Source organism: Thiorhodovibrio winogradskyi (assembly GCF_036208045.1).
Taxonomy (GTDB): domain Bacteria; phylum Pseudomonadota; class Gammaproteobacteria; order Chromatiales; family Chromatiaceae; genus Thiorhodovibrio; species Thiorhodovibrio winogradskyi.
In genome coordinates, this window is sequence record NZ_CP121472.1 from 4948928 (window position 1) to 4961856 (window position 12929).

Annotated in this window: 3 protein-coding genes; 2 read left to right on the top strand and 1 reads right to left on the bottom strand. The window is 63.9% G+C overall.

Annotation, left to right across the window (positions count from 1 at the left end; translation table 11 throughout):
* The first annotated feature begins 14 nt into the window (after nucleotides 1-14).
* Complete coding sequence (locus Thiowin_RS22915; RefSeq protein WP_328985283.1) at nucleotides 15-9743, top strand: cadherin domain-containing protein; 9729 nt, start codon at nucleotides 15-17, stop codon at nucleotides 9741-9743.
* 260 nt (nucleotides 9744-10003) lie between these two features.
* Entirely contained in the window at nucleotides 10004-11650 is a 1647-nt protein-coding gene (locus Thiowin_RS22920; RefSeq protein WP_328985284.1) for an ATP-binding protein, read from the top strand.
* Between the two features lie 354 nt (nucleotides 11651-12004).
* Here the strand turns inward: Thiowin_RS22920 and Thiowin_RS22925 are convergent, their stop codons facing one another.
* Nucleotides 12005-12724 carry a response regulator transcription factor gene (locus Thiowin_RS22925; RefSeq protein WP_328985285.1) on the bottom strand — a complete coding sequence of 240 codons (720 nt, stop codon included), beginning with the start codon at nucleotides 12722-12724 and terminating at the stop codon, nucleotides 12005-12007.
* Nucleotides 12725-12929 lie beyond the last annotated feature (205 nt).

A 12929-nucleotide genomic window follows, 5' to 3' on the forward strand; every position in this document is an offset into this window, starting at 1 on the left:
CTAAGGAAACTGCCATGTCCACACCCGCCTTCCAAACGCCCCAAACCAACCCCTTCGGCCTGACCGACGTGGGCAACTATTCCGCCCCGACCTTGGCCGATCTCGACGCCGACGGCGATCTCGATGCCCTGGTCGGCGCATTCGATGGCACCCTGAACTACTTCGAGAACACCGGCAGCGCCAGCTCCGCAGCCTTCGCCAGCGCCGAGAATGCCAGCGCCTTCGGCCTGACCGACGTGGGCTTCAAGTCCGCCCCGACCTTGGCCGACCTCGACGGCGACGGCGATCTCGATGCCCTGGTCGGCGCATCCGATGGCAAGCTGTACTACTTCAAGAACACCGGCAGCGCCAGCTCTGCGGCCTTCGCCAGCGCCCAGGATGCCAGCGCCTTCGGCCTGACCGACGTGGGCGACTTTTCCGCCCCGACCTTCGCCGACCTCGACGGCGACGGCGATCTCGATGCCCTGGTCGGCGAAAACGATGGCACCTTGAACTACTTCAAGAACACCGGCAGCGCTAGCTCCGCGGCCTTCACCAGCGCCCAGGACGCCAGCGCCTTCGGCCTGACCAACGTGGGCTCCTTTTCCGCCCCGACCTTCGCCGACCTCGACGGCGACGGCGATCTTGATGCCCTGGTCGGCGAACAAGATGGCACCCTCAACTACTTCCAGAACACCGGCAGCGCCAGCTCTGCGGCCTTCGCCAGCGCCCAGGACGCCAGCGCCTTCGGCCTGACCGGCGTGGGCTCCAATTCCGCCCCGACCTTCGCCGACCTCGACGGCGATGGCGATCTTGATGCCCTGGTCGGCGAATACGATGGCAATCTGCTGTTTTTTGAGAACGGGATACCGCCGGGTGTGACCATCAGCCCCAGCGGCGACAGTACCCAGGTCACAGAAGGCGGCGCCAGCGACACCTACACCCTGGTGCTCGACAGCCAGCCCACGGCTGACGTCACAATCACCCTCGACACCACGCACGGCGGCACCGGCAACGGTCAGCTCAGCACCGACGCGACCACGCTGACCTTCACCACCACCAACTGGGACACCCCACAGACGGTCACCGTCAGCGCCGTGGATGACGGCATCGGCGAAGGCCCGCACTTCGGCGTCATCGCCCACAGCGTCAGCAGCACGGATGGCAACTACAACGGCCTCAGCGTCGACAACCTCTCGGTGCAGATCGCCGACAACGACCTGCCGAGCGGCGGTCCGACCTTTCTCACCCCAACCACCAACCACTTCGGCCTGACCGACGTGGGCTCCAATTCCGCCCCGACCTTGGCCGACCTCGACGGCGACGGCGATCTGGATGCCCTGGTCGGCGCATTCGATGGCACCCTGAACTACTTCGAGAACACCGGCAGCGCCAGCAACGCCGCCTTCGCCAGCGCCCAAGACGCCAGCGCCTTCGGCCTGACCGACGTGGGCTCCAATTCCGCCCCGACCTTGGCCGACCTCGACGGCGACGGCGATCTCGATGCCCTGGTCGGCGCATCCGATGGCACCCTGAACTACTTCGAGAACACCGGCAGCGCCAGCGCCGCCGCCTTCGCCAGCGCCCAGGACGCCAGCGCCTTCGGCCTGACCGACGTGGGCTTCAAGTCCGCCCCGACCTTGGCCGACCTCGACGGCGACGGCGATCTCGATGCCCTGGTCGGCGAATACGATGGCACCCTGAACTACTTCGAGAACACCGGCAGCGCCAGCTCCGCGGCCTTCGCCAGCGCCCAGAACGCCGGCGCCTTCGGCCTGACCGACGTGGGCTCCTATTCCGCCCCGACCTTCGCCGACCTCGACGGCGACGGCGATCTCGATGCCCTGGTCGGCGAATACGATGGCAGCCTGAACTACTTCGAGAACACCGGCAGCGCCAGCTCCGCCGCCTTCGCCAGCGCCCAGGACGCCAGCGCCTTCGGCCTGACCGACGTGGGCACCTTTTCCGCCCCGACCTTCGCCGACCTCGACGGCGACGGCGATCTCGATGCCCTGGTCGGCGAACGCTATGGCACCCTGATTTACTTCGAGAACCAGGAAAATACCGCCCCCAGCTTCACCGGCCTCGATGGCACACCGACCTTCACCGAAGGCGGCAGCGCGGCGGTACTGGACGCCAATGTACAGGTCAGCGATGCCGAACTGGATGCCCTCAACAGCGGCGACGGCGACTACCACGGCGCCAGCCTGACCATCGCCCGCAATGGCGGCGCTGATGCCAGTGACGACTTCGGTTTTAGTGATGGCAACGACATCAGCCTGAGCGCTGGCAACCTGATCAAAAACGGTGAGACCATCGCCAGCTTCGGTGTCAGCGCAGGCACCCTGACCATCACCTTCACCAACGCCAACGGCGAAACCCCGACCTCCGCCGATGTCGACACCATCCTGCAGCAGATCACCTACAGCAACAGCACCGATGACCCGCCCGCCAGCGTCACCCTCGACTGGACCTTCAATGACGGCACCGCCGACAGCAGTGGCAGCAATCAAACCACGGTGACCGTCACCCCGGTCAACGACGCCCCCACGCTCACCGCCAACGGCTCAACCCCCACCTTCACCGAAGACGGCGACGCGGTCACCCTGTTCAGCGATGCCTCGGCCAGCACGTTGGAAAGCGGCCAGACCTTCACTGGGCTGACCTTGACGGTGACGAATGTGACTGAGGGAGCCAATGAGATCCTGTCCATCGGCGGCACCGATGTGCCACTCATTGCCACCGGCGGCAGCCCGATTGCCATTACTGGGGGTGGCAGTGCCGCCGTGACCTTGGATGGCAGCACGGCGACCGTCACGGTCACCGACATGACCCGCGATGCCGCAGCCCTGCAAAGCCTGGTCGAGGGCATCAGCTACCGCAACATCAGCGATGATCCTACGATTGCTGATCGGATGGTCACCATCACCTCGCTGACCGACTCCGGTGGCACCGCCAATGGCGGAGTGGAAACCGCTCATCTGACCATCGCCTCCACCCTCAGCCTGACGGCAGTCAACGACGCCCCCGTCCTCGTGCTCAGCGAGACCACCCAGGGCTTCGAGACCTCCGACAGCCTCACCAGCAACTTCAACGACGGTAACGCCACGCCGGTGATGTCCTGGAGCGAGACCGCCGGGCTCTCCGGCGGGGGCGGCGTGAGTATCCCCGGCGGCACCAGCGAGGTCTGGACGGCCAACCAAGGCCTCACCCTGGTCATCGGCGAGACCTACACCCTATCGACCTTTGCCTATATCTCTGGCAACAGCGGCTATGGCGGCCTAGGCTTTGCGGTCAACGACAGCAACCTCCCTGGGTCCACCACTGCGGGCACCAACGGCTTCAACCTCGGCATCGGCTTTCACGGCGGCGGTGGGTCGTACATCAACGACGACAGCGAGACCAACCTCTCCTGGACCGGCACCAGCGGCGGGGATGCCCTGGTCACCGGCAACTGGTATCGGCTGAGCTATGCCATCACCCCCACTGGCAGCAACAACTTTGAGGTCAGCTTCGAGATCTGGAACAGCGATGCCTCTGGCGTGGTGGGGACTCGGGCGGCGGATCCCGTTTCCACCACCCTGACCAACACCCATCTCACCGAGGGGCTGACGGTCTATCCCTATTTCTCCAATAACGGCAGCCGCCTGGGCGTGATCGACGACTTCACCGTTACCTCGTTCAGCAGCGGGTATGCCCTCACCGCCACCGACGAAGACACCACCAGCACCTCGACCGCCGTAAGCACCATCCTATCCGGCCTGGGCTACAGCGACAGCGACTCGGCGCAATCCGGGGCAGCCATCTCCGAAACCACGGGCAACGGCACCTGGCAATACTCGACCGACGGCGGCAGCACCTGGACAGCGGTGGGCGCGGTGAGCGCCTCCGCGGCCCTGCTGCTCGATGCAGACCAACTTCTGCGCTATGTGCCCGACGGGGTCAGCGACGAGACCGCGACCCTGACCCTACGTGGCTGGGACCAGAGCAGCGGCGCACCCGGTACCACGGCGGACACCAGCAGCAACGGCGGCAGCACCGCCTTCTCGGCCACCACCGGGACTGTCAGCATTTCGGTCACCGAGGTCAACGATGCCCCCACGCTTTCGGCCAACGGTTCTGATCCCACCTTTACCGAAGACGGCAGCGCCGTCATCCTGTTCAGCGCCGCCTCGGCCAGCACGGTGGAAAGCGGCCAGACCTTCCAGGGCCTGACGCTGACGGTCACGCATGTCTCCGACAGCGCGGAGTCACTTGCCATCGACGGCAGCACGGTCGAACTGAAGAACGACGCATCAGGCACCACCACCAACAACAGCCTGAGCTACAGCGTCAGCGTGGCAGCCGGCACGGCCACGGTGACACTCTCGGGCGGCACGCTCGCCGCGGCCGACCTGCAAACACTGATCGACGGCATCAGCTACAGCAACAGCAGCCAGAACCCCAGCACCGACAACAACCGAGAGGTGACCATCAGCTCGATCCAGGACAGCGGCGGCACCGCCAACGGCGGGGTCGATACCGCCTCGCCCAACATCGGCTCGACGGTGACGCTGGAGGCAGTGAATGATGCACCCGTGATCGCCAATCTGGACGCTGACAACCCGAGCTTTGTCGTCGGTGCCAGCAGCCCGGTCAAGCTGGATGTGGGCGCTAACGCGACCCTGACCGATGTCGATCACAGCAGCTTTGGTCACAGCGGCTTCCTGCTGGTCACCCAATCCAGCAGTGGCTCCATCGCCACCGGTGATCTCTCCTTCGACGGCACCACCGTCAAGGCCGGCGATGATGGCGTGGTGACGTCCGGCGAACGCGTCACGGTCAATGGCACCGATATCGGTGTGGTCACCACCAGCGCCGCCGCGGACAACACGATCCATGACCTGCTCAAGATCACCTTCGACACCGGCGCCGCCACCCCGGCGCTGATCAGCACCCTGCTGCAAAACCTCTCCTACACCGAAACGCCCAGCAACACCGCGATAGGTGATCGCCGCTTCGACATCAGCGTCAATGATGGTGAGGAGTCCTCATCGGTCGCGACCGTGACCCTCACCGGCGCTGCCGCCCCGACCCTCACCAGCGCCACCTACGACTGGGCCAGCGGTCAACTGCTGGTGACCGGGACGGATTTCATCGCCCAGCCGGGGGACGACAACGACATCGATGTCAGCAAGCTCAGCCTGGTGGGGGAGGGCGGCGACAGCGTCACCCTGACCAGCAGCCCGGTTGAGATTAGCAGCGCGACCCAGTTCAGTGTCACCCTGAATGCGGCTGACCAAGACGCCGTCAACCAGATCTTTAACAAAAACGGTGCCAGCTCCACGGGTGGCACAACCTACAACCTGACCGCCGCCGAAGACTGGGCAGCCGGGGTCGAGGCCAGCATCACCCTGGCCGACCTGACCGGCAATGGCATCACGGTCAGCAACGTCGCCGCGCCCACCATCGCCAGCGCCACCTACAACGGCAGAACCGGCGTGCTCGAGGTCACCGGCAGCGGATTCCTCAAGCGTGATGGCGCGGACAACGACATCGATGCCAGCCGCTTCACCATCACCGGCGAAGCCGGCAACACCCATACCCTCACCGATACCGCCGATGTCGAGATCACCAGCGCGACCCGCTTCAGCCTGACCCTGTCGGAAACCGACAAAACCGCCGTCAACGCCTTGATCAACCAAAACGGCACCGCGTCAAGCGACAACACCACCTACAACCTGGCGGCTACGGAAAACTGGGCATTGGGTGCCGATACGGCGGTCGATGTCGCTGATCGGACCGGCAATGGGATCACCGCGACTGTTAACCAACCGCCGCTGATCACCAGCGACCTCGGCGGCGACACCGCTGCCGTGGATGCGGTGGAAAACAGCACCGCGGTCACCACCGTCACCGCCACCGATGGCGACGATGACACCGTCACCTTCAGCATTACCGGCGGCGCCGACCAGGACTTGTTCCAGATCGATGCCAACAGCGGTGTGCTGAGTTTCAAGACCGCCCCGGACTTCGAGAACCCGAGCGACAGCGACAACAGCTATGAGGTCGTGGTGCAAGCCAGTGACGGCTACGGCGGCAGCGACACACAGAGCATCACGGCGACCGTCACCGACGTCAATGAAGCGCCGACCATCACCAGCGGCGACACTGGCTCGGTTGCGGAAAACGCCCCGACCACGACGGTGATCTACAGGGCAGAGGCGACTGATCCCGACGCTGGCCAGACATTGACCTACAGCCTCTCCGGCACCGATGCCGACCTGCTCGAGATCGACGCCACGAGCGGCGAGGTCACCCTCAAGAACCCGGCCGATTTTGAGACCAAGCCCAGCTACAGCTTCAACGTCATCGCCACCGACGATGGCAGCGGCACGCTCAGCGACAGCCAAGCGGTCACCGTCAGCGTCACCGACGTCAATGAAGCGCCGACCATCAACAGTGGCGACACCGGCTCAGTCGAGGAAAACGCCGCCACCAGCACGGTCATCTACACCGCCACCGCCACGGACGTGGATGGCAACACCCTGAGCTACAGCCTCTCCGGCACCGATGCCGCCTTACTCGACATCGACGCCAGCACCGGCGAGGTCACCCTCAAGAACCCGGCCGATTTTGAGGCCAAGCCCAGCTACAGCTTCAACGTCATCGCCACCGACGATGGCAGCGGCACGCTCAGCGACAGCCAAGCGGTCACCGTCAGCGTCACCGACGTCAATGAAGCGCCCAGCATCACCAGCGGCGATACTGGTTCGGTCGCCGAGAACGCCGCCACCAGCACGGTGATCTACACCGCCACCGCCACGGACGTGGATGGCGACACCCTGAGCTACAGCCTCTCCGGCACCGATGCCGCCTTACTCGACATCGACGCCACGAGCGGCGAGGTCACACTCAAGAGCCCGGCCGATTTTGAGACCAAGCCCAGCTACAGCTTCAACGTCATCGCCACCGACGATGGCAGCGGCACGCTCAGCGACAGCCAAGCGGTTACCGTCAGCGTCACCGACGTCAATGAAGCACCGACCATCACCAGCGGCGACACTGGTTCGGTCGCCGAGAACGCCGCCACCAGCACGGTCATCTACACCGCCACCGCCACGGACGTGGATGGCGACACCCTGAGCTACAGCCTCTCCGGCACCGATGCCGCCTTACTCGACATCGACGCCAGCACCGGCGAGGTCACCCTCAAGAACCCGGCTGATTTTGAGACCAAGCCCAGCTACAGCTTCAACGTCCTCGCCACCGACGATGGCAGCGGCGCACTGAGCGACACCCAGGCGGTCACCGTCAGCGTCACCGACGTCAATGAAGCGCCCAGCATCACCAGCGGCGATACCGGCTCGGTCGAGGAAAACGCCGCCACCAGCACGGTCATCTACACCGCCACTGCCACGGACGTGGATGGCGACACCCTGAGCTACAGCCTCTCCGGCACCGATGCCGATCTGCTCGAGATCGACGCCAACAGCGGAGCGGTCACCCTCAAGGCCAGCGCCGACTATGAGACCCAGGCCAGCTACAGCTTCAACGTCATCGCCACCGACAATGGCAGCGGCGCACTGAGCGACACCCAGGCGGTCACCGTCAATGTTGTCAACCTCAACGACGTCGCCACCGGCAGCGTCAGCATCGACGGCACTGCCACCCAAGGCGAAGTCCTTACTGCCAACACCAGCACCCTAGCCGATGCCGATGGCCTCGGCAGCTTCAGCTATGTCTGGAAGGCCGATGGCAGCATCATCGACGGCGCCAGCGCCAGTACCTACAACCTGACCCAAGCCGAAGTTGGCAAGGCGATCAGCGTCGAGGTCCGCTACACCGACCAGCAAGGCACCGCCGAAGGCCCCATCACTAGCACCGCCACCGACCCGGTCACCAACCTCAACGACGCCCCCGAGATCACTTCCAACGGCGGGGGCGACACGGCAGCGTTCAGCGTGGCTGAGAACAGCATCAACGTCACCCAGGTCATCGCCTTCGATATCGATGGTGATCCACTCGGCTTTGCCATCACTGGCGGTGCCGACCAGGGCGGCTTTAGCATCGATGCCAACAGTGGAGTACTGACCTTCCAGAGCGCGCCAGACTTCGAGAACCCGGGCGACAGCGATCGCGATAACCGCTACGAGGTTGCGGTTCAGGTCAGCGATGGTAATGGAGGCAGCGATACACAAACCATCAGCGTCACTATCACTGACGTTGCTGAACCTGCCCCCGAGCCAGAACCCGAGCCAGAGCCAGAGCCAGAGCCAGAGCCCATCATCCCCCCATCCGAGGACTGGGACGCACTACCCGACGACGACGGCGACGGCGTGCCTGAGGTGGTCGAAGACTTCGTGCCTGCACTGATCGAAGGCGGCGCCACCGGCGATGGCAATGGCGACGGCATTCTGGACCGCGAGCAGGCCGATGTCGCCTCGGTGCCGATTCGCCAGACCGACCAGGTCTCGGTGAATCCAGATGCCCCGAGCATCTTCGTCACCTTAGTCGGCGGGGTCTCTACCGATGGCGGCAGCGGCAGCGCGCCAATGCCCGAGGGCGGCGTCCTGATCCGCGGCCTGACCCAGCGTGACGCCCCCGCCGATCGCCCCACCGATCTCTCCATGCCGCTCGGCCTGATCGGCTTCGATGCCGAGATCACCAACGGTTCAATTGCCGTCCCCTTCAGTCTGCTGGTCGACGGCAACCTCGGGGTCAACGGATTCTGGAAACAGACCAGCGACGGTGACTGGGTGAATCTGGCCAGCCCCGAGTTCGGCGGCCAAGTCGTCACCGAAGGCGCGATGACCCGCCTGGACTTCGTGATCGAGGACAATGGCCTGTTTGATACCAACCCCGCCATTGGATCGATCACCGACCCCGGCGCGCCGGGCTATCGTGAGCCGCTCGAGCCGCCACCCACCGACTGTCCCTATCGGCCGTTCCAACCGGACAGCGATGGCGACGGCGTGCCCGATGACCTGGAGGCCAGGCTCGGGCTCGACCCGGCGCTAAAAGACAATGATGTCTTCAATGACAGCGCCCTGTTTGTCCAGCAACTGTATCGCGATCTGCTCTGGCGCGAAGGCGAGGATGCCGGGGTCGCGTATTGGACGGGCGCCCTGGAGGCTGGGGCGAACCACGAGCAGGTCGTCATGGCCTTTCTCGACGCGCCGGAATATCAGGCCACGGCGGGCCTGATTGGGCGTTTCTACGAGGGCGCCCTCGGGCGCGCGCCGGATGCCTGTGGTCTGGACTGCTGGGTTGCGCAAGCACAGGCCGGCGTGCCGATGGAACAGATCGCCGAGGCCTTCCTGCAGTCCTCTGAGTTCGTCGATCAGCAGGGTGCGCTGACCAGTACCTCGCTGGTTGAAACGCTGTTTGGCGCGATGCTGCAACGTGCTCCGAGCGAGACAGAACTCAGTACCTGGAGTCAAGCCCTGGAAAGCGGCACCTCAGCGGGCGCGTTGCTGCTGGACCTGGCGCAACAGCCCGAGTACTTAGCGCTGCAGGAAGACAGCCTGCTGCTCAACAGTCTGTATCTCTCCACCTTGGATCGCGCGCCGGATGAGGCCGGCCTGGCCTGGTGGCAGAGCCAACTCACCCAGAGCGATGATAACCTTGGTGCCATCGCTGGGTTCATCACCAGCCGCGAGTATCAGCAGCGATTCGTGCCGGCGGCGTCTGACAGTCCAGCCAGTGGGTTTGATGACGGCGCTGCGCTGGGCCTGCTTGGCCAGTCGGAGCCTGCCGATCTAGGAGGGGTGCTGCTGGGATAGGCCGCCGGGCTTGCTTGGGCGCTGCCGCACAGTGGCAGCGCCTGGGCAACGACACCTCCCGGATCCCCGCTTCGTGCAAGCCGGTGGCACCATCAACATCTGGTTTTCTCGGATCTCCTGGGGCGCAAAAGCCCGGCGCATCAGCACCGGGCGGCCCGACCGCGCTGCCCATGGGCGCAAGCCCGGTGCGATTGCTATGATGGCCCTTGGCAACGCAAAACGCCGCGCTGGCCGCTCCAGCCACCGCAGGATTCTCAAGGATGGCGCTCTTGCCCTGCTCTCCTGCCAACGCACCGAGCACCACCATGCAGCGATTCTTCAACAACGCCGGCCCCATTAAGCCGGAGATGCACTACCACCTGCCGCTGTTGCAGCGGCTGGACTGGGAAGAGGTTCAGCAGCTGATTCGCGAGCAGCGCTACTTCGTGCTCCACGCCCCGCGCCAGACCGGCAAGACCAGCACCCTACTGGCGATGATGCAGGCGCTCAACGGCTCTGGTGACTACGCCTGCGCCTACGCCAACATCGAAGGCGCTCAGGCCGCTCGCGGGGATGAAACCCAGGGCATACCGGCGGCCTGTGATGCCTTGGTCAATGCGATCGACCTCTATCTCAATCAACAGGATCTGCTGGAGTGGTACGAAAGTAAAAAACAGCGTTTGGCCCCCCAACACCTGCTCACCCAGGTGCTACAGCAATGGGCAAAGCTGCAAGGCAAGCCCACCATCCTGCTGCTCGACGAGGTCGACGCCCTGGTGGGCGACACCCTGATCTCCTTGCTGCGCCAGATCCGCGCCGGCTACGCCCAGCGCCCCGAGTACTTTCCTCAATCCATCGTCCTCTGTGGCGTGCGCGACGTGCGCGACTACCGCCTAGAGCAGGACGGCGCCCAGGTCATCACCGGCGGCAGCGCGTTCAACATCAAAGCTGAATCACTGCGCATGGGGAATTTCACCGAAGCTGAGACGCGCTCGCTTTGGCTCCAGCATACGGAGGCCACCGGTCAGCGGTTCGATGAAGCCATCTTCGCCGAGCTATGGGAAGACAGCCGCGGCCAGCCCTGGCTGGTCAATGCCCTAGGTTACGAGGTGACCTGGAAGAACAGGGCCGCACGAGACCGCACCCAGCCGATCGGCCTGATCGACTACCAGACCGCCCGCGAGCGACTGATTCAATCGCGCGCCACCCATCTGGATCAGCTCAGCGATAAGCTCAAGGAACCCCGGGTGCATAGCGTGATCTCTCGCATCCTCAGCACTGAAGAGGAGGAGAGTGAAGGTCTCAAGGTGGACGACCTGCAATACGTCGCGGATCTAGGTTTGATTACCCTGAGCCCCTCGGTGCGAATCAGTAACCGCATCTATCAGGAAGTCTTGCCCCGCGAGCTGACTTGGCCGACGCAGGTCATGATCGCCAACCAGGACACCCTCTGGTACATCGACCCCGACCACCGCCTGAACATGCCCAAGCTGCTGGCCGCCTTCCAGCAATTCTTCCGCGAACACTCGGACAGCTGGAGTGAGGGCTTTGATTACAAGGAAGCGGCCCCGCAGCTGCTGATGCAAGCCTTTTTGCAGCGCATCATCAACGGCGGAGGTCGTCTCACCAGAGAATATGGCCTTGGCCGCAAGCGCACCGATCTGCTGATCGAATGGCCGCTAGACCCCGAGCAGGGCCTGTACGGCCCGCTGCAACGGGTCGTCATCGAACTCAAGCTGCTGCGCGGCAAGCTCGATGCGGTGATCCAGACCGGCCTGGAGCAAACCCTGGACTACTGCCGGCGTGTCGGTGCCGACGAGGCCCATCTGGTCATCTTTAACCGCAATCCCAAGGTGAGCTGGAATAAGAAGATCTGGCATAAGCCAGCCAGCCATGAAGGGCTCAGCATCGGGGTTTGGGGCGCGTAGCTCGATCAGTTCGATCAGCGCCATCGGGTGGTACAGAGACGGGCTCAAGGTGGATGCCGGGGACCAAACGCTGTCGAATTGGGTTAGCCGTCACCCTGACCGCCATCTCTGGCGACGCATCTCACGGCGAAAGAGTTGGTCCTGGAACATCTTGACGTAGAGCTTGCGGATAACCAGATTCGGAATCCCCAGCACCAGCTCACTAAACGGCGTCTGATCCTTGAGCGTGAGTGCACCGAGGAAATACAGCAGTGAGCCGAGAAAGGGCGCGTCCTTGGGCGCACCCGCAATAACGGCAAGCGTTAACAGAGCCCATCTTGCAACAGCTGAGCTTTGCGCGTCAGCTGGCTTGCTTCAAGAGCCCACGCGGATATCCGCGGTAAAGGCATAACCGACGCCGTGCACGGTTTCCAGGGGCAGGCGTTCGTCGGTCTGCTCGCTGACCTTGGTGCGCAGTCGGCGGATGAGAATCTCCATGCGGCGCGGATCGTAGTTTTCCGGCTGATGTCCCAGGGCGCGCACCAGGGCTTCGCGCGGCAGCGGCTTTCCTGGTGAGCGCGCCAAGGCTTCCAACACCTGGGTTTCGGAGCGGGTCAGTCGGACCGACTGCCCCTTGGCCGTGAGCAGTTGCCAGCGGATCGGGTTCAGCTGCCAGCTGACCTTGGCAGCATCACCGCAGCAGCCCAGGCGTGCCGCCACATTGAGGATGATCAGGCGCAGTTCCTCCAGCTCCACCGGCTTCACCAGATAGGCATCGGCGCCGGCACTGTGGCCGCGGATGCGGTCGGTCAGCTCGCCGCGCGCGGTGGTGAGAATCAGCCCGAGACTGCGATTATCCTGCAACTGACTCAGCCAGCTGATGCCATCCTGATCTGGCAGCCCCACGTCCATGATCAACAGATCCACCGGTTGCTCCCGCAGCATGGCCTCGGCCTCAAGGGCAGTGCCGGCCCCGATGACATTGAAGCCTTCCAACTGCAAAAAGCTGACCATCGCCTCGCACAGGTCCGGTTCGTCCTCCAGCACCAGCAGTTTGATCTGTTCGGGGTTGATCTCATTCGTTTCGGGGTTCAAAAATCGCGCCCCTATTGAATCAAGTCTTTGTTTAGTAATTAAAAGCGGCCTCATGGATGGTAGAATGTCAAGCAGTTGAAACAAGACACCCACCCAAGAAGCCGCTGATGAAGACTCCCACATCCGACGTATCCTTGCCTTTTCATCAGCAATGTCGGGGCGCATCCGCTGAAGGCGGACTTTCACGATGGCCGCAGCATCGAGG

Coding starts and splice junctions, on each gene's coding strand:
- Thiowin_RS22920 (WP_328985284.1), top strand. CDS start 10,004: ATGGCGCTCTTGCCCTGCTCTCCTGCCAACGCACCGAGCACCACCATG.
- Thiowin_RS22915 (WP_328985283.1), top strand. CDS start 15: ATGTCCACACCCGCCTTCCAAACGCCCCAAACCAACCCCTTCGGCCTG.